Genomic DNA, 22,009 nt, shown 5'->3' with positions numbered 1-22,009 from the left:
GATTTCCCGGAGGAATATTATGGACTTCAATTTTTCAGAAGAGCAGACAATGATCCGCGACAGCCTCGCGAGGCTTCTGCGCGATCAGTATGATTTCGACACACGCCGCAAAGTTGTCGCCAGCGAATCTGGCTGGCGCCCGGAGATGTGGCAGCAATTCGCAGAGCTCGGCCTGCTTGCCGCACCATTCTCCGAAGAGGATGGCGGTCTTGGTGGCGGCGCACTCGACTCCATGGTCATCATGGAAGAGTTCGGTAAAGCGCTGGTGGTTGAGCCTTATGTGCCGACGGTCGTCTGCGCGGGCGGTTTCCTGAAGCATGCTGGCACGGACGAGCAGAAATCAGAACACCTCGAAGCGATCATTGGCGGCGAGCGTGTATTCGCCTTCGCCTATGCTGAGCCGCGCGGCCGTTACGACCTGCACGATCTTGAGACCACGGCCAAGAAAGACGGCGACAGCTACACGCTGAACGGTCACAAGGCCGTTGTCATCGGCGCGCCATGGGCGAGCCATCTCATCGTGACAGCGCGCACGTCCGGTGATCGCCGCGACAAGGACGGCATCTCGGTCTTTATCGTCGAGAAAGATGCGAGCGGTATCACCACGCGTGACTATCCAACCGTGGATGGCCGCCGTGCTTCTGAAATCTACTTCGAGAACGTGTCCGTTCCCGCGGGCAATCTGATCGGCGAGGAGGGCAAGGCCCTTCCCCTCATCGAGACCATCGTCGATGAAGCAACCGCTGCGATTTGTGCTGAAGCCATGGGCGCTATGGGCGTCGCACACAAGATGACGGTTGAGTACTCACGTCAGCGTAAGCAGTTCGGCGTCGCCATCGGCAAGTTCCAGGTGCTCCAGCACCGCATGGTCGACATGTTCATGGAGCATGAGCAGTCGATTTCCATGACCTATATGGCGACCCTGAAGCTCGACGAAGATGAAACCACTCGCAAGAAAGCCGTTTCCGCGGCGAAGGTGCGCATTGGTCAGGGCGGACGTTTCGTCGGCCAGGAAGCCATCCAGATCCATGGCGGCATGGGCATGACGGATGAGCTGGCCGTTGGTCACTACTTCAAGCGCCTCACCATGATCGACAGCGAGTACGGCAATGTCGACTTTCACATGCGCCGCTACACGAACCTGACAGCTGAAGACACGGCGATAGCGGCTGAATAAGCCACTATCCGGCCATCATTTATTGACGCATAGCCCCGTCCTGCCATGCTGCAGGGCGGGGCTTTGTTGCAAGGGAGACCGGCCATGAAAATTCTTGCTTATGCGAGCCTTGGCGCCCCGATGGCGGTTATGGCTGGTGGCGCGGCGGCGCAAGACGACGCGACAAGCGAGGCGTCGCAGACACGGCCCGTGCCTTGTGAGGGCGAGCCCTATCGCGATTTTGACTTCTGGATCGGAGAGTGGAACGTGACCGGCCCAGACGGGCAGATTGCCGGCAAGAACGCAATCACCTCAGAAGAATCGGGCTGCCTCATTGTGGAGCGATGGACGGGGGCTAGTGGAGGGACGGGCCAGAGCTACAATTTCTACGATCCCGGCCTCGCCCAGTGGCGACAGGTTTGGGTCGCGCCAGGGGCAACGATTGACTATGCGGGTGGCCTGAACGGGGCCGGCGCGATGGTGCTCGAAGGCGAAATTTCCTATCGGGGCGGCGCCACATTTCCGTTTCGCGGTCGATGGACACCTAATGAAGATGGCTCGGTCACGCAGGCCTTTGAGCAATACAATCCTGAGACCGATGTCTGGGACGACTGGTTCACGGGAACGTACCGCCAGATCGAAACGTCAGACGAGGAGGCCTCGACAGAGTAGGCTTGGCGCTGCAATAGACATGGCCAGATACGAACCCTGAAAATACTGGAGACCGCATGTCTGTTATCAAGCTCGAAAAGTCCGGCCCGATCGCGACGCTCACCCTGACCCGTCCTGACATGATGAACGCGCTCGGCCAGGAAGGTGACGGACCGGCCGTGGCAGCGGCCTGCGCCGAGATCGAAGCCGATCCATCCATTCGCGTCGCTGTGCTGACAGGTGAGGGCCGTGCTTTCTCTGCGGGCGGCGACGTGAAAGCGATGCGCGACGAAACCGGCGCCTTTGGCGGCAGCCCATATGACATTCGCAACGGCTATCGCCGCAACATCCACATGGTCGTGAAATCACTCTATAATCTGGAAGTGCCGCTGATCTCTGCGGTGAACGGCGCGGCCATTGGCCTTGGCTGTGATGTCGCCTGCATGGCGGATGTGCGTATCGCATCAGACAAGGCGAAATTCGGCGTGACCTTCCTGAAGCTCGGTCTGATCCCGGGGGATGGCGGCGCCTGGCTCCTGCCGCGGATCATCGGCAATGCACGTGCTGCCCAGCTCCTTTTCACCGGTGACGTTATCGATGCGGAGACGGCGCTCGACTGGGGGCTGGTCTCCGAAGTGCATACAGGCGCGGCGCTCATGGATTCTGCCTATTCACTGGCCGACCGTATGGCTGCCCAGCCGCCGCAGGCGCTCCGCCTTGCCAAGACGCTGCTGCGCCATGGCCAGAGCGCATCCTATGAGACGATTATGGAGCTGTCGGCCGCTTCGCAGGCGCTGATGCACAAGACCGAGGATCATATGGAAGGCGTCCACGCGATCCTCGAGAAACGCGCGCCTAAGTTCGAAGGGCGCTAGTAGCTAGATAGCTCATCAGATCACCTCCGGCTTTCGCGCTGGAGGTGGTTGGCCGCCCGGAAAGATGAAAGCAGCTAGTCCTGCGCGACTGGGCGCGGACGTACGGCCTCGCACGTGGCGTAGACGCCAGCGAGCTTTCCATCGGCTTTTATCCAGACGCCCGGCCAGATGCCTTCGTCACGGTGGAAATGCGCGAGTTCGACTGTGCCGGTCTGATGGCTGCCGATGAAAGTGAAATTGTCGATAAGCTCGGCGACAGTGTTCGAGACGCTAAGCGTGTCCCGTCCACCAACAACCGGGTCGCCCTCGATCTTGATATCGTCGCCTAATCTGTAGACGGCGATATCGCCGGTTTGGAAAGGCGCAGGGGCTTCGGCGTCAGGGCGAGGGTCATCGCATCGCTCCAGCGCGCTGAGAATGTCCCGCGTCGGCATCCCACTTCCCCAGCCGACATACACATAAGATCCTAGAAAGGCCTCAACCTCTTCATCCAGACTGCCATAAAATGGCTCAGCTGCGGCGGACAATTGCAAGCCGACGCCTAAAATCCCGGCCAGCACAAGCTTTCTCAATGCGTCCTCCTCACCTTCATGACATAAGAAGATACGCGTTTGACGCCTCTCAGGAAAGACCAACCTTATGCCTTCTACCCGACGCCTCATTTCAACCGGCTCGCCATTCGAGAAGACGATGGGCTACTCCCGCGCTGTGGTGCAGGGCGATTGGTGTTTTGTCTCCGGGGTGACAGGCTACAATTATGAAACGATGGAGCTGCCCGACGATGTGGCAGGGCAGGCCGCCAATTGTTTTGCCACGATCGAAAGCGTTCTGGAGCAGGCCGGGTTTGCGTTGGCGGACATTGTCCGGGTCCAGTACACGCTGGTCGACAGGTCACTTCTCGATGCGCTGAAGCCAGAGCTTGAAAAGGCACTTGGCGCCATCCGACCGGCTGCAACAATGGTTATCGCTGGCCTGATCGAACCTGAAATGAAAATCGAGATCGAGGTAACGGCCTATCGCGACCCGTCGTAACGTCATGCCTTGTAGGTTTCCGCCGAGCCGGTAGGGTCTGTGCACGAAATCAATGCGCGAGGCGCAAGTGGAGGAAAACGAATGATTGGTGTTGTTGTGAAGCTAATGGTTGTCGACGGCAAGAATGAGGAATTTGAGCAGGTCGGAAAAGATCTGATGGCGAAGGTGAAGGCAAACGAGCCCGGCTGCCTCACTTATCAGCTCTACAAGTCAAAATCTGAGGCGCAGAGCTACATCTTCATGGAGCAGTATGCCAGCGAAGACGCCCTGAAGTCACATGGACAGACAGAGTATTTCAAAGCAGCAGGCCCAAAGCTCGGCGCCTGCCTCGCCGGAAAGCCAGAGGTCGAATATTTCGACATCGTCGAATAATTTCTGACAGCTGGTACGCGCGATGACCGAGCTCCGGAAACCTGGACTTGCGACTCGGCTGGCGTTTGGCATTGGCGGCGCCGCCGACGGAATCAAGAATAACGGCTTCGACTATTTCCTGCTGTTTTTCTATAGTCAGATCCTCGGCGTCCCGGCAGGTCTCGTTGGTCTCGCACTGATCCTGGCGCTGGCAGTCGATGCCGTGTCCGATCCGGTCGTCGGCTATTGGTCTGACAATCTGCGTACAAAAATGGGGCGCCGCCATCCGTTCATGTATGGCGCCCTGATCCCCGTCGCGCTTGCCTACTTCTTCACCTGGAATCCGCCAGATGGTCTGATGGGCAGTGGCCTGTTTCCGTGGCTGCTGACCATGACGATACTGGTCCGGCTGGCTTTCACCTTCTACGAGGTACCGAGCACGGCGCTCGCCGCAGAGCTGACGCAGGATTATGATGCGCGCACATCTTTGATGTCGTTTCGCTATTTCTTCGGCTGGTTCGGCGGGCTGTCCATTCAGATCCTGTTGCTCTGGTTTCTGCTTCAGAACGATTTCACCAATCTGCAGGGCTGGCACACTTACGGCCTTGTCGCGTCGATCTGTATATTGCTCGCGGTGCTGATTTGTGCGCTCGGCACGCACCGGCATATTCCGCATCTCAAAGCGCCGCCCGCCGCGCGTCAGCTGACGATCGGGAAGATCTTCGGCGAGATCATGGAAACGGTGGCTAATCCGTCTTTCCGGGCCCTGTTCGTCGCAACGCTTTGCGGTCTTATCGCAACGGGTATTTCCGCCACGCTTAATCAGTATATCAACTCGATCTATTGGGGGTTCAGCCCCAAGCAGATCGCCGGGCTGACGATCGGGGTTTACGCTTCGGCGGTCCTTGCCCTGATCCTCGCGCCAATCGTCGGCAAAACGTTCGGGAAAAAGCGCGGGGCGATCGTGGTTGGCATTGTGGCTTTCACACTTGCCCCGGCACCGGTCATCCTAAGGCTTCTTGGACTGTTGCCGCCAAACGGCACCGAAGCACTCTACATTATCGTGCTCTGCGTCACCGTGTTCGATGTCGCCCTGATCATTGCTTACCAGATGCTCGCCGGCTCCATGGTCGCTGACATTGTCGAGGATAGCGAAGTGCAGACGGGTCGCCGCTCGGAAGGCATCTTCTTTGCGGGCATCAGCTTCATCAGGAAGCTATCGCAGGGCGCAGGCGTTCTGACCGCCTCAATCATCCTGTCAATCGCGGGCATCTCCGCCGGAATGGCTCCGGACCAGATCACTGAAGGCGCCACACGTACACTCGGCATCGGCTATGCCGCCGGCTTGTTGACCTCCTGGGCGCTGATGCTTGTCTGTATCTCGTTCTATCGGATCAGCCGGACGAGCCATGAAGACAATCTCACCAAGCTTCGGGCGTTGGAAGCGTCTGAAGAAATGGGGCCCGGCAGCCAATAATGCGGCCATCAATGCTTGTAAGTGAAGACGCTGGATACTGGTTGGCGCCGTTGAATTCTGACTGACTTTTCATAATACGCCCGATTGCGTCCATCGGTGCGCCGCAATAGAGCCATGTTCATGACCCATACAAAAGCCATGACACGGCACGTTTCGAAATTGCTTTTCCTGACAGCGGTGGCCGTTCTTGCGCTCCTCGCTGTTGTGGTTAGTCCGCTCTTTTCCTTTGGGCAGGCGGGCGCTCAGTCCAACCAGCAAGTCGAGCAGGCGGCCACCCAGTCGGATAATTTCTTCATGCCGGACAAGCGCGTCCCGCAAAGTCAGGCTGAAATCCAGCTCTCCTACGCGCCTCTGGTCAAGACGGTCTCTCCGGCTGTGGTCAGCGTCTATAGCCGCAAAGTGGTGCGCCAGAACGCGTCGCCCTTCGCCAATGACCCTGTCTTCCGCCAGTTCTTTGGCGGCGCCCCACGTGAGCAGGTCCAGAACTCCCTTGGGTCCGGTGTCATCGTCGCGTCTGACGGCGTCATCGTCACGAATAATCACGTCGTGAACGGTGCGGACGAGTTTCGTGTCGTCCTGTCTGACCGGCGCGAGTACGAGGCTGAGCTGATCCTCGCTGATGAGCGGACCGATCTCGCCGTGCTTCGCATCGACACAGGCGGCGACCCGCTGCCGACCGTCGATTATGCTGACACCCGCGACACCGAGGTCGGGGATATCGTCCTCGCCATCGGTAACCCGTTTGGCGTCGGCCAGACCGTGACCACCGGCATCATCTCCGCAACGGCGCGAACCGATGTCGGCGTGTCGGATTATGCCTTCTTCCTGCAGACCGATGCGGCCGTGAACCCGGGCAATTCTGGCGGCGCGCTGATCAATACGACCGGCCAGCTCGTCGGCGTGAACACCGCGATTTTCTCCCGCTCTGGCGGCTCCAACGGCATTGGTTTCGCGATCCCGGCCGAGATGGTTCGCCGGGTCGTCGATGCCGCCGTGAACGAAGGTATGATTGTGCGTCCTTGGCTTGGCCTGAAGGCGCAGTCGGTGAGCTATGACATCGCCAAGGCGCAAGGGCTCGACCGGCCGATTGGTGTTATGGTGACAGAAGTCTTCGGCGATGGCCCATCTGATAAGGCAGGCCTATCGCGTGGTGACCTCATCACCATGATTGATGGCCGCGAAGTCTTTGATGAGCGCGGCCTCAAATTCTTGGCCGCAACGCGGTCGCCGGGCGAGGTGTCCGAACTGACCGTGCTGCGCGGCGGAAACCTTGAGCAGGTCCGCGTGACGCTCGCGCCGCCACCGGGCGCAACGAAAGCTGAAGTGGAACTGCTTGATGGTCGTCATCCGTTCTCGGGCGCAGAAGTGGCAGAGCTCTCGCCGCGTCTGGCCGAAGAGCTTGGCCGCGACCCGTTCGACAGCGGTATCCTCGTCACACGTATCAAACAGAGAGCTTATGCCTGGCGCGTGGTGCGTCCGGGTGACCTCATCGTTTCGGTGAATGGCAAGAAGATTGAGAGCCTGAAGCAGCTCGCCGATATCCTGGAGCAGGACACCTCTAGCTGGGATATTGAACTGGACCGGAATGGCCGCTCGATCAGCGGAACAGTCCGCCTCTAGCAATTCGCCGGGCTGGCTCGCCAATTCATAATCACAGTGCTAGCGTTTCGGGCACTGTGATTATGGAGGCTCCTGCATGTCCCTGAAACTTATCTTGTCGATCGGCGCGTCTGCATTGGCCGTCGCCTGTGCCCAGACGCCGTCAAACGATGCTGCGACGTCTGCTGAGGTCATCGACCAGCAGGCAGAGGCGATGCCAGTCGCCGCCTCCGTTGAAACCTATCCCGCGGCGCTCTTTCATGAAACGACGAGCTATAGGCTCGGCTCATCGAGCGGTTTCATTTTCTCGCATGATGATGACGCCATGCTGGCCTCAACTGACAAGACCGGTATCTACAATGCTATCACGCTGGACGCCTCCGGCGATGTATCTCCGCTGACAGAGTCAGATAGTGATGCCGTCTATGCGCAATCCTTCTTTCCGGGCGATGACCGCGTTCTCGTGACGTCCGATGGCGGTGGCAACGAAATCGACCACGTCTATGTGCGGGAGCTGGATGGCACCCTGGTCGATCTGACGCCCGGCGAGGAAACGCGGGCAAGCTTCATCGGCTGGCGGGGTGATGGCGAGGTTTTCTACATCGCCACCAATGAACGCGACGCTGAGACCGACGACCTCTACGCCTACAAAACGGCGGACTATTCGCGCGAGCTGGTTTTCGAAAATGAGGGCATGTCCATTGCCGATGTTTCGCCCGACGGGCGCTGGCTGGCCATGACCAGGGAGCGCACGAGCGCTGATTCTGACATCTATCTCGTGGACCTTTACGCCGACGCACCGACCCCTGTGCTGATCAGCGAACATGAGGGTGATATTGCCTACGGCGTCTACGACTTCACCGCTGATAGCGAAACGCTGATTTATGCGACCAATGAATTTGGTGAGTTCAATCAGGCCTGGACCTATAACCTCGCCTCCAAGGATCGCGCCCCTCTGGTCAAAGCTGATTGGGACGTTTCTTTCGTGTTTGACAGCCCGACCGGGCGGTATCTGGTGTCTGCGGTCAATAATGACGCCGTCACCGACGTTACGATTCACGACCATGAAACCGGCGAAGACGTTTCCCTGTCTGGCATACCCGATGGGGAGCTGGGCCAGATCCGGTTCAGCCGCGATGAGAGCCAGATTGCGTTCGGCGTGAACACCGACACGTCGCCCTTCAATCTCTATCTCGCCGATCTGGACACCGGAATGGCGACACGCCTTACCGATGCACTGCCGGACGGTATTGATGAGGATGACCTCGTCACGGCGACGGTAGTTCGTTACCCAAGCTTCGACGGTCTGGAGATTCCGGGCATCTTTTACATGCCGAAGCAGGCCTCAGCGGAGAACCCGGTGCCGGCGCTGGTCTGGGTGCATGGCGGGCCGGGCGGTCAGTCAACCAAGGGCTATTCGGCGACGATCCAGCATCTGGTGAACCATGGTTATGCTGTGCTGGCGGCGAACAATCGTGGCTCGTCGGGCTATGGCAAAACCTTCTTCCATATGGATGACCGCAATCATGGCGAGGCCGATCTGCAGGATATCGTCTGGGCGCGAACTTATTTGGAAGGCATAGAAGGCATCAATCCTGATGAGATCGGTATCATTGGCGGCTCCTATGGCGGCTTCATGACGGCTGCCGCGTTGGCATTTGAGCCGGAAGTCTTTGACGTCGGGATCAATATTTTCGGTGTCACAAACTGGGTGCGCACACTGGAGAGCATTCCGCCATGGTGGGGCAGCTTCCGCGATGCGCTCTACGATGAAATGGGCGACCCGGCGACGGACCTTGAACGTTTGAAACGGATTTCACCACTCTTCCACGCCGACCAGATCACCAAGCCGATGCTTGTCATCCAGGGGGCAAACGATCCGCGCGTTCTGCAAGTGGAAAGCGACGAGCTGGTCGCTGCCGCGCGCGAAAATGGCGCGACGGTGGAGTATGTCCTCTTCCCTGACGAGGGACATGGCTTCCAGAAACGTGCGAACCGCATCGCCGCCTCCGAAGCGTTTGTCAGTTTCCTCGACACCTATCTGAAGGGCGAGATGGCGACGGACGCGATACAGGAAGCATCTGCGTCAGAAGGCGCGGCGGAGTAGGGACAGCCGAAGCGCGTGGTGCGATCAACGCACCACGCATTTTACTACATGTGCAGTGAAAGGCGAGGTGTCCTCCTCGGATGAGGTTTGAGTGGTCTTGTAGACCATGAAGGATGGGTCTGGTGCATTGCCGCTCCTCATCGCTTCGAGCGGCGCAAAGACCTTTGCGCGGTTCTGGTCCATCCGGAAATTCAGGGCGTTGACTGCTTTCATCACGACGGTATTTTCCCCGTCCCGATAGGCGATACCATAGGCGACCGGCTGGTTGACGATCTGGATGGGGCTAAGATAGTGCGGATTGCCCTTGTACAGCTGCCCGTCCGCGCCCTCGAAGATGACATAGCTGCCATAGACCTCGATATTCCGGCCTTCGAACTGCATTGTGCCCGGTACACCGTACTTCGTGTCGCCTGTGCAGGGAAACATGCCTGCGTTGCCGTTCTCGTCGCTGCTGCCCCAGTGTCCAATCAGGTCGGCCTTGCTCATCGGGAAGTCGACCGTCGCGGCTGCCGGGGGCGGCGCGGGTTGCGGCGGCTGGCCATCCGGGCAGCGCGTCAGCGTCTGCAGCGTCTTCCCGTCAACGCTCACCCCGCCGACTTTCACCGAATCCATTGGTGCTCCAAGCACGCGGATAAGCTGCACTGACGTCCCGTCCCAGTCGGCGCGGACCAGATACTCGTCCGCCGTATCCGGATTGACGAGGAAGCTTGGCGCCGACAGCTCACCGGTCTTAACCGCGACCCTCGCTCCATCGATCACCGCCGCGCCCATTGCATAGCCGTTCGCTTCGGGAGCGCCAAAGCTCAGCGCGGGCGCGTCACACTGGCCGCCTGCTGCAATCCAGCTCCCCGGTTTGATCCCCTCGGCCACAGCCGGCCCCGCACCAACGGTCAAAAGTATTGCCGCCGCGAAAATAGATTTCATTGCATTTCCCCCCCTTACTCATCGCCAGATATGCCTTGTCCTCACCGCCTTGTCACATGAATTGCGCTCTCATCGTTCGGAAAGGGGCACGCCAGTCCGGCCTCGATGAGACCGTTTCAGGAAACCTGATTCCGTCGGGGGGCGGCGCATGAAGGAGTTGAGGCTAATTGGAAACGAGTCTTTCTGGCGAAACGTTCGACGCGAACCAGGAAACCTCAGACCTTGGTCTCGCCTTCCTCGCGTCCGTTCCAGTAATGGATGCGGGTGGCGTCGACCTTGATCATGACGAGGCCGTCCGTATCAACGCCGTCCTCGAACCATTTGTCGAGGTCAGGGTTCCAGTGGCTTTCAAACTCGCTCTTGTCGCGGACCAGTTCTGCGTCGCCTTCAAGCGCGATCTGCAAGCCGTCATCGCCCAGATAGGTGAGGCCAACATTCTTGTTCTTGCTGATGTCTGAGATTGTGCGCGTGTCGTCCATGGCGAAGAAATAGGATGTGCCGTCAAAGTCGACGTCGCGATTATTGCTCATCGGGCGCGCGGCGATTTCCTCGCCGCTTGTGTGAGTGGACATCATGGTGATGTCGATCTTGCGCATCTCCTGCGCGATGTCCTCGAGGCTGAGCTGGCTCATGGGGTGTCTTTCCTTTCTGTGCAGACTGGAAAGGAATGCCGCCGGATGGACACCTGTTCCCGCCGACACAAAAAAGGCCGGCGTCCCATCTGGTGGAAGCCGGCCTTTCGGTTTTCAAAGTCCCGGGAGGGCCTAGAGGCCGCTTGCCTGCAATTGCAGCTCCGAATTGGCAGCCGTCAGAACGGACTGGTCTGCATCGAGTTCATCAGGACGGGCTGCGCCGGGATAGGCATCGGCCAGGAGGGCGAGAACCGCGTCGGCTTGCGCGGTGAACTCCGGCGCCGCAGCTTCGATAGCGGCGCGGTCGTCGCTCAGCATGGCTGAAGCGGTGCTGTAAAAGCCATAGCCATCGAGATAGGGCTCATAGGCATCGGTACGCGAGGCGGAGTCATACTGAGCGGTCGCGCGGTTGATCTGGTCGGCAATGACTTTCGCTTCCACGATAGCAGTGCTGTCGGCGCCTTCTGGAGCCTTCTCAGCGGCGGCGCGGAGTGTCGCGATAATATCCTCTGCGCGGGCGCGGAGATCTTCAGCCGACTCCTCTGCGAACACAGCTGCCGAGGCGTCGGTCAGTTTCTGAGCGAACGGATCGACACCCTGCTGAACGAGGACCGGTTCAAGGTCGATCAGGATTTCGCTGACCGGATGAGCGAACATCTCACCGGCTGCCCGGCGCTCACCTGCGTCCAGGGCATCGATGCCAGCGCGGATATGGGCCTCGGTTACGGCAAGGGCGCTGCGATAGACAGCCGGGTCTTCTGCGGCGGCAGCGATATTGACGCCGCCTTCGCCGCCTTCACCCTCGCCGCCTTCGCCTTCACCACCTTCTCCTTCGCCTTCGCCGCCCGACATGACATAGGAAGTATCCGTGGTCGCCGGTGCGTCGGCCTGGTCGCTGGAGCCAGCTTCCGGGGTTTCAGTCGCGGCCGTCTCGCTTGGGGCGGGGGTTGGCTCGGAGGTTTCGTTGCTGCAGGCTACCAGGCCGCCAAGAAGAGTGGTGGACAGGCCGAGCGCAGCGAGGGATTTGTATTTCGATGCCATTTGAATGCACTTTCATGGTTGCGCGTTCTTCAAGAATGGCTAGCTATAACTGCAAATAATTCTCAAACGCAAGATGCTGATCACAATTCCCGACATACTGGATGCAGATGGTCTCGCCGATGTGCGCGACCTACTGGCGAAGACTGGCTGGGCCGATGGGCGCAAGACGGCCGGTGTTGAGGCGGCCAAGGTCAAACGCAATGAGCAGGCTGATCTTCAGTCACGAACCGGCACGGTGCTACGCAACCGCCTGAAAGAGGCGATTACGAAGAACGCTGTCTTTCAGGCTGCGGCCCAGCCGGCCCGAATGTCTCGGCTGCTCGTCAGCCGCAGCGGCGAGGGGCAGGGCTATGGCACGCATGTCGACAATGCGCTGATGGGCACCGGCGCAAACCGCATCCGCACCGATCTCTCCTTCACGCTCTTCCTGAGCGACCCGAAGGATTATGAGGGCGGTGAGCTGACCATTGACTGGGCCGGCATGGTCCATTCGATGAAGCTCGAGGCCGGGTCCCTGCTTGTCTATCCGTCAACCAGCCTTCACCGGGTGGAGCAGGTCACCTCCGGCCAACGCATTGTCTGTGTGGGCTGGGTACAGAGCCAGGTCCGCACCAGCGAGCAGCGCGACATCCTCTTCGACCTCGCCAATCTCAAAGCGTCCATGCGCGGCTCCCTTCCGGAGGAAGCGCCCGAGCATCTCGCGCTTTCAAAGATCGTCGCGAATCTGCGCCGTCTCTGGGCGGAAAGCTGAGGGCTCAGGCGGCGGCGCGCGATCCGATGGTCGTGCGGTGGAGCAGGCGGTCATGGCCCTGATAGCCGCCGGTCGCCATGTGCAGGCAGGAGCGGTTGTCCCACATGAGCAGCATGTTTGGCTGCCATTTGTGGCGGTACTGGAACTCCGGCCGCGTCTGCCAGCGATAGAGTTCGGTGAGCAGAGCGAAGCCCTCTTCCTCGCCCATGCCCTCAATGCCGATAATATAGCCCGCGCAGCCGAACAGGCTTTCCTCTCCGGTTTCGGGATGCTTGCGGATGATCGGGTGGAGCTGCGTTGCGAGGGCGTCGTCAGAGGATCTGATGTCCATGCTGCGGCCCTCGTCTTTGGCGCCATATAGCCCTGCCTTGCCGTAGCCATTGCGAGCTGAATGGATTGCCATCCTGCCTTCGAGTTTGTTGCGTAGCTCACCGGGCATCTCTTCCAGTGCCTTGTGCTGGTTGGTGAACAGCGTGTCGCCGCCGACCGGCGGAATGGTGATGCCATAGAGGCAGGTGCCCGCGGGCGGGGTGTTCTGGAAGCTCCAGTCCGAATGCCAAGTCTCGGCGAAGACAGGGCCGGTCTCATCGGCGGTGCGCTTCACGGCGATGATATGCTCGCGCCCCGGTATGGGCGCGATGAATGGATCGTCCCCGAACGGCCCGAAATATTGCGTGAAGCGTTCGAGATCATCGTCGCTGAGCTGCTGATCCGGAAAGGCGAGGACATGATGTTCGAGCCAGGCCGAGCGGATGTCGGCGATGGTCTCAGGGTCGAGCGGCTTTGACAGGTCAGGGCCAGTAATCGTTGCGCCGCAGGCCTGACCGCTTGGTTTTATGGTCAGTGTCATGATGCGTTTCCTCCAGTTGCGAGCTTATCACGGCGCGCGGCGTGGGCTAGGGATTTGCCATGAGTGATCTCTTCTCTGCATCTGGTATGGCCGATGAGGCGCCTCGGCCCCTGGCGGACCGGCTACGTCCGGCGAAGCTGTCCGAAGTGGTCGGGCAAGATCATCTGATCGGGCCGGACGGCGCGCTGGGGCGGATGCTCGCTACGAAGCGCCTCTCTTCAATCATCTTCTGGGGCCCGCCCGGCGTCGGCAAGACGACCATTGCGCGGCTGCTCGCCAAGGAAACCGATCTCGAATTCGAGGCGATCAGCGCGGTCTTCTCCGGCGTGAAGGATTTGCGCGCGGCCTTTGACCGGGCCGAGAACCGGCGCAACACCGGCAAGGGCACGCTGCTCTTTGTTGATGAGATCCATCGCTTCAACCGTGCCCAGCAGGATGGGTTTCTTCCCTTCGTCGAGGCGGGTGTGGTCACGCTGGTTGGCGCAACAACGGAGAACCCAAGCTTCGAGATCAATGGCGCTCTGCTATCGCGTTGCGCCGTGCTGACGCTGAAACGTCTGACGCCAGAGGCGCTGGAAGAATTGTTGCAGCGCGCCGAAAAGCTGGAAGACCGCAAACTGCCGCTTGAGCCGCGTGCGCGCGAAGCGCTCGTCGATATGGCCGATGGCGATGGCCGCTACATGTTGAACCTGGCCGAGCAGGCTTTCACGCTGGCTGATGATGGCAAGGCGCTGACGGCTGAGCAGCTCTCCACCGCCCTCCAGAAACGCGCGCCAGCTTATGACAAGGACCGGGAGGAGCACTACAACCTCATCTCTGCGCTGCATAAGTCCGTGCGCGGATCAGACCCCGATGCAGCGCTTTACTGGCTTGCCCGGATGATCACAGGCGGCGAAGACCCGCTTTATCTCGCCCGCCGACTGGTGCGCATGGCGAGTGAGGATATCGGGCTTGCTGACCCGACAAGCCTGATGATCACAGCCGAAGCGGCGCGGACCTATGAGCGCCTTGGCAGTCCGGAAGGCGAACTCGCGCTCGCGCATGCTGTCGTGCATCTGGCGACGGCGCCGAAGTCCAACGCCGTCTATGTCGGCTGGAAAGCTGCCCAGCGCGCCGCAAAGGAGACCGGCTCACTGATGCCGCCCAAGCATATCCTGAACGCGCCGACTGCCTTCATGAAGGGCGAAGGTTACGGCAAGGGCTATGCCTATGACCACGACGCGGAAGAGGGCTTTTCCGGTCAGAACTATTTCCCGGACGGCATGGATCGGCCGGTTTTCTATCAGCCCAAGGGGGCAGGGCGTGAAGGTCCGATCGCCGAACGGCTGAAACGTTGGGCAGACTTGCGTAAAACGCGCTCTTCCTGAGACTGTTACATTGCGGCAATGGCAAGACTCTGGTGGTATCGCCCCAACTGAAAATCGAAGCGGAGCTCGTCCCATGTCCAAGACGCCCCTGAAATACGTCCTGCTAGCAGCAGGTAGCCTGATAGTTTTGTCCGCCTGCAACCCTGACGCAGAGCCGAGCGGCAGCGAGATCATTCCGTCGGCGCCAGCCGGTAGTCCGGAAGCTCAGCCGCATTCTGCCAACACGGCGGATAAACCCATTGTCCCGGTATCCGGTGTCGCCTCGGATATCCTCGCCCTTCATCAGCGCATGCTGGTCCTGGATACCCACCTCGACACGCCAGCCTTCTTCCACACGCCGGCCTACACCTTCTCTGAACGCCAGTCCTATGAGCAAAACGGAACACAGGTGGACCTGCCTCGCATGAAAGAAGGCGGTCTGGATGGCGGCTTCTGGGTCATCTACACCCCGCAAGGGCCGCTGGATGAAGCGTCTTACGCCTCCGCGCGCAACTCGGCGCTGCTGCGTCAGATGTCCATTCGCGAGTTTGCAGGCAAATATGCCGATGAGGTCGAGCTGGCGTTCACCGCCGACGATGCGCAGCGCATTGCGGATGAAGGCAAACGGGTCGTCTATCAGAGCATCGAGAACTCCTATCCGCTCGGCACGGATATCTCCTTGCTTGAAACGTTCTACATTGGCGGTGTTCGCATGGTCGGACCGGTTCATGGCCGCGATAACCAGTTCGCCGATAGCGCGACGGATGTGTCCTCCGAAGCCTTTGGCGGGCTTTCTCCGCTCGGCGAAGAGCTCGTCCGCAAGGCCAATGAACTCGGCATCATCCTCGATGGCTCACATGCCGCCGACGAGACCGTGTATGACATGATCGAAGTGTCCAGCACCCCGCTGATCCTTTCCCACACGGGCGTCGACGGGATGTATGAGCATTTCCGCAACGTGCCGGACGAATTGCTGATCGCTGTCGCAGAAGATGGCGGCGTGATCCAGATGAACGCGCTTGGATCCTATCTTGAGCTACTGGAGCCTTCGGCAGAGCGCTCCGAGGCGCTTGCGGGGCTGACCGCCAAATATGGCGAGTTTTCCAGCATGGACGCCGACACGATGGCCAAATACCTCGAAGCGCGCCGCGACGTGGACGCAAAATTCCCGCCGCCTCGCTCCAGCTTTGAAAAATTCATGGAGCAAACGCTCTACGCCCTCGATCTTGTTGGCCCCGATCATGTCGGTATGGGCGCCGACTGGGATGGCGGCGGCGGTGTCGAAGGTATGATGGACATCACCTTCCTGCCGAAAGTGACCGCTGCGCTTCTCGAAGCTGGCTATAGCGAGGAAGATGTCCAGAAGTTCTGGAGCGGCAACATGCTCCGGCTGCTGCGGGAGGCCGAAGCTGCCCGCACAAGCCAGCTGACGTCGCCGCCGCTCTTGAAATAGCGCGCTGGCAGGGCGGCGGACATGTCTGATTGGCTGACAATCGCGCCGCCCATCCTTGCGCTCGCCATCGCTGTATGGACACGCAATGTCTATTGGGCACTCGGCGTTGCCATCTGGCTATCAGAGACGCTCATGGCCGGTTTCAACCCGGCGATGGGCTTGCTGAATGGCATCGAGCGGGGCGTGTCCGTGCTCGGCGGAGGCGGGAATACGCGTATCCTCCTGTTTTGCCTGATCATCGGTGCGCTGATCGAATATATGCGCCGGTCAGGCGGTATTTCAGGCATGGTGGACTGGCTGGTGCGCACCGGCGCAGCGGGTACGCGGCGCCGGGCAGGGGCGGTGACGACGCTCGTTGGCATGCTGATCTTCGTCGAGACCAATATCAGCCTGCTCGCCACTGGGATCATGGGCCGCCCACTGTTTGATCGCCTGAAAATGAGCCGGGAGCGACTGGCCTACATCATCGATTCCACCTCTGCGCCGATCAGCGTCCTGATCCTGCTAAACGGCTGGGGCGCTTATGTTCTGGCGCTCATTTCCGAGTATTCCTTCTCAAACCCGCTTTCGGTCCTCATTGCGACTGTTCCGCTCAATTTCTACGCTTGGCTGACCCTTGCCGTGGTCTGGGTCACCGTGTTTTCCGATCGCACTTTCGGCCCGCTGCGGAGTGTGGAAGCTGAGGTTCGCGTCAGCCCTGTCCCGACTGATGAGCAGAGCGATGCGCCTGGTCACCCGATGAATATGGGCCTGCCATTGGCGGTTCTCGTCTTCGGCGCGCTCGGTTTCATGGTATGGACAGGCGGCGGCAACATCCTCGAAGGGTCCGGGTCCCAGTCCATTCTCTGGGCGGTTTGCCTTGCAACGGCGACGGCGTTCATCATGCTCGCCCGTACGCGCCGAGCGTCAGAGAAAAACCTTATCGAGACCGGCTTTAAGGGCATGGGGGACTTGTTGCCCGCCGTTGCCGTTATCTTCCTTGCGCTCATTCTCGGCGCCAGCCTGAAGGAGCTTGGTACAGGCGAATTCCTCGGAGGGTTGGCCGCTGGCTTCCCGCTGGCTTGGGCCTTACCGGCGATTATTTTCGTGGTTGCCGGGATAGCATCTTTCACGACGGGAACCAGCTGGGGCACCTATGGCATTCTGGTGCCCGTGGCACTCCCCTTGGCTTTGGGGAGCGGCGTTCCGCCATCGCTTGCGCTTGCAGCCGTGCTCGGCGGCGGCGTCTTTGGGGACCACTGTTCACCCATTTCTGACACGTCTATTATCGCCAGTCTTGCGGCTGGATGTGACCATATCGATCATGTGCGCACCCAGCTACCCTACGCTTTGCTGGCCGGCGCAGGTGCCGTCTGCCTCTATCTGTTCGCTGGGCTCGTCGCTGTTTCTGGCTGACGGGCGTGGTATTCATTCCTCTTTCGCCACCAGGCCGCGCGGGAAACACCCGGATCGCCCTGATTGACCGGGAAGATATGGAGGCGAATGCAGAGCGGACCTACCGCCCGGGGCGATAGGTCCGGTGCTTAAGGATTAGTCGAACAATTCGCCGAGGAAGTCTTTCAGCGCCGCAAGGCTGCGACGTTCGGCCTTCGGATTGTAGACTGTGCCGAAATCGGGGTCGTTTGCGCCCGGATTGGTGAAGGCGTGCATCGTGCCGCCATAGGCATGCAGCTGCCAGTCGGCGTCGGCCTCAGTCATTTCCTTGGTGAAGGCCATCACGTCTTCAGGCTTTGCCATCGGGTCATCCCAGCCGTGAAGAACGAGAATGCTGGACTTGGTCTTGTGACCATCGGTGTTGCCGGGGGCGCCGAGTAGGCCGTGGAAGGAGGCAACGCCGTCAACGTCCATGCCAGCGCGCGCCATATCGAGCACGCAAAGGCCGCCAAAGCAGAAGCCAATTGCGGCCGCAGTATCGCAGCCTGATTCCTTTTTCGCCGTTTCCAGACCGAGTTTCAGACGGTTCTGAAGCTCTGACCGGTTGGACGCGAGCGGCTCCATCAGGGCCTGGCATTCCTCCGTGGTGCTGCCGCGTCTGCCTTTTCCATAAACGTCCATCGCAAAACCGGCATAGCCCCACTCGGCCAGCATTTTTGCTTTGCCGTGGTCGAATTCGTCCTGCCCGCCCCATGCGTGGGCGATGGCAACAACGGCTTTGGGTTTGCCATCTGGCAGGGCCAGATACCCTTCATAGGTCTGTCCGGCGTGTTCGTAGTCGAGGGATTTGGTCGAGATCGACATGTGTGGAGGCTCCTTTTTAAGCGTACCCTGAAACACTTAGGGGCAAACAATCTGCCTGCCAGCCCTTGCCGGAACTAAAAGTCTGGCTTCATGTTCTGAAACAATGAGAAAACGACAAATCATAATCGACTGTGATCCGGGTCTGGATGATGCAGTCGCCTTGCTTATTGCCTTTGCGGCCAGCGATCGGCTGGACCTGATTGGCATCACAACTGTGGCCGGAAATGTGCCCGGCAAACTGACCTATCTCAATGCCCGGATCATCCGCGAGCTTGCAGGCGGCGGCCGCGATGTGCCGGTCTGTGCAGGCGCGCCGGTGCCCTTGATGCGTGATCCCGTGACCGCCGAGGACTTTCATGGCTCAACCGGTCTTGGCGGGATTGATTTTCCCAAGCCTGAAATCCGTGGGTCACGCACCCATGCCGTCAATTTCCTGATCCGCACGTTGCGCGCCACGAAGGGGTTTCCGGCAACACTGATTGTGACGGGGCCAATGACGAATGTTGCGCTGGCGCTGACCATGGCGCCGGATATTGCCCGAGGCGTCAAGGAAATCGTGGTTATGGGCGGCGCTGACCGCGAGGGCGGTAATATTACCCCGCATGCCGAGTTCAACGTTTTCGCCGATCCGCATGCCGCGCAGATCGTCTTCCAGTCTGGCATCGACATGCGCGTGCTCAATCTCGATGTGACCCACCAGATTCGCATGAGCGATGACCAGGTGGAGCGGGTGCGGGCGCTTGGTTCGAAACAGGCCTTGGCGGCAGCGGACCTTCTGGCGGCCTCAAACAAGCTGGAAGAGAAGGCGAAAGCGCGCCATGCGCCGCTGCATGACCCGTCAACCTTGCTTTCGCTATTGCGGCCAGATCTTTTCGAAGGACGCAAGGCGACCGTGACGGTCGTGACCGAACCGGGTGAGCGCTTCGGCAAGACTGTGCCGACCTTCACAGAAGACGGCCACGTGCTCTGGTATGACAAGGCGGATGCCGACTCCGTGTTTTCTGAAATGCTGGGACAGCTCGGACGGTACGGCGAATGACGGCCCCGCAGATTACGGTCGTCGGCTCGGTCAATCTGGATCTGGTCGCGCGGGCAGAAACGTTGCCAGTGGCTGGCGAAACGGTGACGGGTGCGACCTTCGCCCAGCACCCCGGTGGCAAGGGTGCCAATCAGGCGCTTGCGGCAAGACGGCTTGGCGCGGATGGGTCGATGATCGCGCGCGTTGGCCGGGATGCGAACGCGGAGGCGGCACTGGCTCTGTTGAAGAGGGATGGGGTCGATCTCTTCGGTATTGTTGAAGACGAAGACGACGCCACCGGTGTTGCGCTGATCGCCGTCGACGCGCAGGGGGAAAACCAGATCGTTGTCGCGAGCGGCGCGAATGCTAACCTCTCTGCCAGCGATGTCAGGAAAACGTCGGCGTGCGACGCGGTTCTCTGCCAGCTTGAAGTGCCTGTCGCAGCCGTCATGGCGGCGAGTGACATTGAGACTTCTCTTTTTGCCATAAACCTCGCGCCCGCGATGCCCGCGCCAATCGGGCTGCTGGAACGCGCCGACCTTCTGATCGTCAACGAGGTCGAAGCCGCGTTTTATGGCGACAATCTTCACCGGGGCGATGGCCTTGTTGCGTTGACACTCGGCGGTGCGGGTGCGGTGCTCTACAGGTCTGGGAAGGAACTCGTGCACATGCCTGTTTTCTCTGTGCCTGTTGTCGATACGACAGGCGCAGGCGACACGTTCTGCGGCGCGCTGGTGCTTGCGCTGGCCGAAGGGCAGGATCCTGGCGAAGCGCTGAGGTTTGCCTCGGCCGCCGGGGCGCTTGCTGTGACGAAGGAAGGTGCGCAGCCGAGCCTCCCAACGCGCGAAGAGGTCGAGGCTTTTCTCAAGACGCAAGGTTGACGGCATGGACGATATTCCCTTCAGCCGAAATCGGACGTCTGCTAAACGGGAAGAAGCTATCCGGGCGGCTGTTCGCGGTGTCGACGCGCTGCCCGGCACGGCAGCATCGACCCGTATTGCGACCCCCGCCGATGTACCGAAACTTTTGGCGTTTCTGGCGGACCCGGAAGTCAATCGCTGGATCTATTCGCTTCCGAGGCCCCTGACGATGGCATCGGTGGAGGCGCTGATCGACAAGAACCTTGCGGCACACGCGTGTGGGGAAGGTCTGCTCTCCCTGAACTTTGATGAGGCGGGAGACATTTCGGGCTATTCCGAACTCAGGGTCTGGCCGGAATGGGCGGCGGGCGAAGTGGCCGGTGCGATGCGGCCAGACGTGCAGAACAAGGGGCAGGGCGGCGCCGGTATGGCGCGGACGTTCACCTGGATGTTTGAAACGCTCGATCTGGACCTCCTTTGCAATACGACCGCGCTTGATAATATCCGTATCCAGAAGCTGTTTCAGAAAACGGGTTTTGCATACAAAGGCGATATCGAGAGCGTGCGACCAGATGGTTCTACGCGGGCGTCTCAAGTGTGGGAAATTTCTCGTGAGGCATGGATGGCGGGGCAGGCGAGGTAGCATGCCCGGGCTCGTCCTTCGACTTCGCTCAGGATGAGCCCCGTCCCACCGTCTCAATAAGCCCTCATCCTGAGCGAAGTCGAAGGACGAGGGCGCGGGTGCTTAGTCCTCAACCAGCCTGCCATCGCTGTCCCTGATTTCCGGGCCATTCACACGGGCGCGGCCATCGCCGAAGGGGGCATCCCTGTCTCGTAGAGCCTCACGCAGGCCAACATCGCCGACATGTTTGATGAAGGAACGCGCGCTGGCGGCCTGGTGGCCGCGTACATCATTCTCCGCGGCGAGACGCTGCATTGTGCGTGCGCCCATCAGCTCCATGCCGAGATTTACCGCGCGCTTGTTTGCGGCAAGGATGTCGGCGTCGATCAGCGCCATGCGGTCGGCGAGGCCTTCGACTTCGGCTTCCAGCCTGTCAGCCGGGACGGATTTCATCGCAAAGCCGAGCTGGGCGGCTTCGGTGCCGGTGATAGAGTCGCCGGTCAGCATCAGGCGCTTGGTCCATTGCGGGCCGACATTGTAGAGCCACATCTGGTTGGGCAGGGCGCCAAGGTTGCGGCCAGCCGGGAAAGCGACGGTCGCATCATCGGCGATGATCACCATGTCGCAGAGGAGGGCAATGTCGGTTCCGCCTGCGACGCAGGGGCCGTGAACCTGCGCGATGACGGGTTTGTGCATGTCGAAGATGGCCATGCGGTAGCGCTGGGCGCGCTCCAGTTGCCAAATATCATCATCGACAGACCGGCCGCCGCGTGTCGCTTTCGTCTCTGCGTCTAATCGGGACACTGGTACGCTGGCCGAGCCGGAAAGATCATACCCCGCAGAAAAGCCCCGACCTGCGCCCTTGATAATAACGCAATGGACGGCGCGGTCATTGTCCGCCTGCCAGAGGGCCTCTGACATTTCAGCCTGCATTTTCAACGTCAGCGCGTTCAGCTTGTCAGGCCGGTTCAGCGTGATGCGGGCGCGGCCGCTCTCAACTTCATAAACGATCTCTTCAAACATGAT

The 22,009-nt window shown here is 60.1% G+C and carries 22 protein-coding genes; 15 read left to right on the top strand and 7 right to left on the bottom strand.

Translation table 11 applies throughout. The features are described from left to right. The first annotated feature begins 19 nt into the window (after positions 1 to 19). The 3 genes from B8783_RS09140 (at position 20) to B8783_RS09130 (ending at position 2,682) form a co-directional block, all read left to right on the top strand. Positions 20 to 1,177, top strand: coding sequence for an acyl-CoA dehydrogenase family protein (locus tag B8783_RS09140; protein WP_084419864.1), 1,158 nt, complete (start codon positions 20 to 22; stop codon positions 1,175 to 1,177). Between the two features lie 84 nt (positions 1,178 to 1,261). Beyond that, on the top strand, positions 1,262 to 1,828 hold the full coding sequence (locus B8783_RS09135; RefSeq protein WP_084419863.1) for a hypothetical protein: 567 nt from the start codon (positions 1,262 to 1,264) through the stop codon (positions 1,826 to 1,828). 56 nt (positions 1,829 to 1,884) lie between these two features. Beyond that, positions 1,885 to 2,682 (top strand): crotonase/enoyl-CoA hydratase family protein, encoded by a 798-nt coding sequence (locus B8783_RS09130; RefSeq protein WP_084419862.1) that lies wholly within the window; start codon positions 1,885 to 1,887, stop codon positions 2,680 to 2,682. A 74-nt stretch (positions 2,683 to 2,756) separates the two neighbouring features. Here B8783_RS09130 and B8783_RS09125 read toward each other — a convergent pair whose 3' ends face one another. Next, entirely contained in the window at positions 2,757 to 3,254 is a 498-nt protein-coding gene (locus tag B8783_RS09125) for a hypothetical protein (protein ID WP_084419861.1), read from the bottom strand. A gap of 67 nt (positions 3,255 to 3,321) precedes the next feature. On the opposite strand from B8783_RS09125, the gene B8783_RS09120 reads away from it, so the two are divergent. The 5 genes from B8783_RS09120 to B8783_RS09100 all read left to right on the top strand — a co-directional run bounded on the left by B8783_RS09120 (position 3,322) and on the right by B8783_RS09100 (position 9,248). Then, positions 3,322 to 3,714, top strand: a complete 393-nt coding sequence (locus B8783_RS09120; RefSeq protein WP_084419860.1) for a RidA family protein — start codon at positions 3,322 to 3,324, stop codon at positions 3,712 to 3,714. Between the two features lie 81 nt (positions 3,715 to 3,795). Next, positions 3,796 to 4,086 carry a putative quinol monooxygenase gene (locus tag B8783_RS09115; RefSeq protein WP_084419859.1) on the top strand — a complete coding sequence of 97 codons (291 nt, stop codon included), beginning with the start codon at positions 3,796 to 3,798 and terminating at the stop codon, positions 4,084 to 4,086. Positions 4,087 to 4,108: 22 nt separating this feature from the next. Then, on the top strand, positions 4,109 to 5,542 hold the full coding sequence (locus B8783_RS09110) for an MFS transporter (protein WP_084419858.1): 1,434 nt from the start codon (positions 4,109 to 4,111) through the stop codon (positions 5,540 to 5,542). A gap of 120 nt (positions 5,543 to 5,662) precedes the next feature. Then, positions 5,663 to 7,162, top strand: a complete 1,500-nt coding sequence (locus B8783_RS09105) for a Do family serine endopeptidase (RefSeq protein ID WP_233355726.1) — start codon at positions 5,663 to 5,665, stop codon at positions 7,160 to 7,162. 76 nt (positions 7,163 to 7,238) lie between these two features. Further along, on the top strand, positions 7,239 to 9,248 hold the full coding sequence (locus B8783_RS09100; RefSeq protein WP_084419857.1) for a S9 family peptidase: 2,010 nt from the start codon (positions 7,239 to 7,241) through the stop codon (positions 9,246 to 9,248). A 24-nt stretch (positions 9,249 to 9,272) separates the two neighbouring features. On the opposite strand, the gene B8783_RS09095 is transcribed toward B8783_RS09100, so the two are convergent. The 3 genes from B8783_RS09095 to B8783_RS18345 all read right to left on the bottom strand — a co-directional run bounded on the left by B8783_RS09095 (position 9,273) and on the right by B8783_RS18345 (position 11,845). Beyond that, positions 9,273 to 10,172: a hypothetical protein gene (locus B8783_RS09095; protein ID WP_084419856.1), complete on the bottom strand. Its 900-nt coding sequence runs from the start codon at positions 10,170 to 10,172 to the stop codon at positions 9,273 to 9,275. A gap of 215 nt (positions 10,173 to 10,387) precedes the next feature. After that, a complete protein-coding gene (locus tag B8783_RS09090; protein WP_084419855.1) occupies positions 10,388 to 10,804 on the bottom strand; it encodes a pyridoxamine 5'-phosphate oxidase family protein in 417 nt (138 codons plus the stop codon). Between the two features lie 132 nt (positions 10,805 to 10,936). Continuing rightward, positions 10,937 to 11,845: a hypothetical protein gene (locus B8783_RS18345; RefSeq protein ID WP_139792314.1), complete on the bottom strand. Its 909-nt coding sequence runs from the start codon at positions 11,843 to 11,845 to the stop codon at positions 10,937 to 10,939. Between the two features lie 73 nt (positions 11,846 to 11,918). On the opposite strand from B8783_RS18345, the gene B8783_RS09080 reads away from it, so the two are divergent. After that, the gene (locus B8783_RS09080) at positions 11,919 to 12,596 is read left to right on the top strand and encodes a Fe2+-dependent dioxygenase (RefSeq protein WP_084419853.1); all 678 of its coding nucleotides are present in this window, start codon (positions 11,919 to 11,921) and stop codon (positions 12,594 to 12,596) included. 4 nt (positions 12,597 to 12,600) lie between these two features. Here B8783_RS09080 and B8783_RS09075 read toward each other — a convergent pair whose 3' ends face one another. Then, positions 12,601 to 13,446 (bottom strand): TauD/TfdA dioxygenase family protein, encoded by an 846-nt coding sequence (locus B8783_RS09075; protein ID WP_084419852.1) that lies wholly within the window; start codon positions 13,444 to 13,446, stop codon positions 12,601 to 12,603. 59 nt (positions 13,447 to 13,505) lie between these two features. Here B8783_RS09075 and B8783_RS09070 point away from each other — a divergent pair, with 59 nt between their 5' ends. The 3 genes from B8783_RS09070 to B8783_RS09060 all read left to right on the top strand — a co-directional run bounded on the left by B8783_RS09070 (position 13,506) and on the right by B8783_RS09060 (position 17,640). Then, entirely contained in the window at positions 13,506 to 14,813 is a 1,308-nt protein-coding gene (locus tag B8783_RS09070) for a replication-associated recombination protein A (protein WP_084419851.1), read from the top strand. A gap of 73 nt (positions 14,814 to 14,886) precedes the next feature. After that, positions 14,887 to 16,245, top strand: a complete 1,359-nt coding sequence (locus tag B8783_RS09065; RefSeq protein ID WP_084419850.1) for a dipeptidase — start codon at positions 14,887 to 14,889, stop codon at positions 16,243 to 16,245. A gap of 21 nt (positions 16,246 to 16,266) precedes the next feature. Further along, positions 16,267 to 17,640 carry a Na+/H+ antiporter NhaC family protein gene (locus tag B8783_RS09060; RefSeq protein ID WP_084419849.1) on the top strand — a complete coding sequence of 458 codons (1,374 nt, stop codon included), beginning with the start codon at positions 16,267 to 16,269 and terminating at the stop codon, positions 17,638 to 17,640. A 135-nt stretch (positions 17,641 to 17,775) separates the two neighbouring features. On the opposite strand, the gene B8783_RS09055 is transcribed toward B8783_RS09060, so the two are convergent. Next, on the bottom strand, positions 17,776 to 18,483 hold the full coding sequence (locus tag B8783_RS09055) for a dienelactone hydrolase family protein (RefSeq protein ID WP_084419848.1): 708 nt from the start codon (positions 18,481 to 18,483) through the stop codon (positions 17,776 to 17,778). A 103-nt stretch (positions 18,484 to 18,586) separates the two neighbouring features. Between B8783_RS09055 and B8783_RS09050 the strand changes: the two genes are divergently transcribed. Genes B8783_RS09050 through B8783_RS09040 form a run of 3 tightly spaced genes read left to right on the top strand, consistent with a single transcriptional unit; the run spans position 18,587 to position 21,004 of the window. Further along, positions 18,587 to 19,522: a nucleoside hydrolase gene (locus B8783_RS09050; protein ID WP_084419847.1), complete on the top strand. Its 936-nt coding sequence runs from the start codon at positions 18,587 to 18,589 to the stop codon at positions 19,520 to 19,522. After that, positions 19,519 to 20,382: a ribokinase gene (locus B8783_RS09045; protein ID WP_084419846.1), complete on the top strand. Its 864-nt coding sequence runs from the start codon at positions 19,519 to 19,521 to the stop codon at positions 20,380 to 20,382. Before B8783_RS09050 ends, B8783_RS09045 begins: the two co-directional genes overlap by 4 nt. A 4-nt stretch (positions 20,383 to 20,386) precedes the next feature. Continuing rightward, positions 20,387 to 21,004, top strand: coding sequence for a GNAT family N-acetyltransferase (locus tag B8783_RS09040; protein ID WP_084419845.1), 618 nt, complete (start codon positions 20,387 to 20,389; stop codon positions 21,002 to 21,004). 102 nt (positions 21,005 to 21,106) lie between these two features. Here B8783_RS09040 and B8783_RS09035 read toward each other — a convergent pair whose 3' ends face one another. Then, the gene (locus B8783_RS09035; RefSeq protein ID WP_084419844.1) at positions 21,107 to 22,006 is read right to left on the bottom strand and encodes a crotonase/enoyl-CoA hydratase family protein; all 900 of its coding nucleotides are present in this window, start codon (positions 22,004 to 22,006) and stop codon (positions 21,107 to 21,109) included. Positions 22,007 to 22,009: the final 3 nt, after the last annotated feature.

Origin of the sequence: Henriciella litoralis (genome assembly GCF_002088935.1) — a bacterium.
In the GTDB taxonomy this organism is placed as follows: domain Bacteria; phylum Pseudomonadota; class Alphaproteobacteria; order Caulobacterales; family Hyphomonadaceae; genus Henriciella; species Henriciella litoralis.
This window is presented reverse-complemented; position numbering and strand designations above follow the sequence as displayed.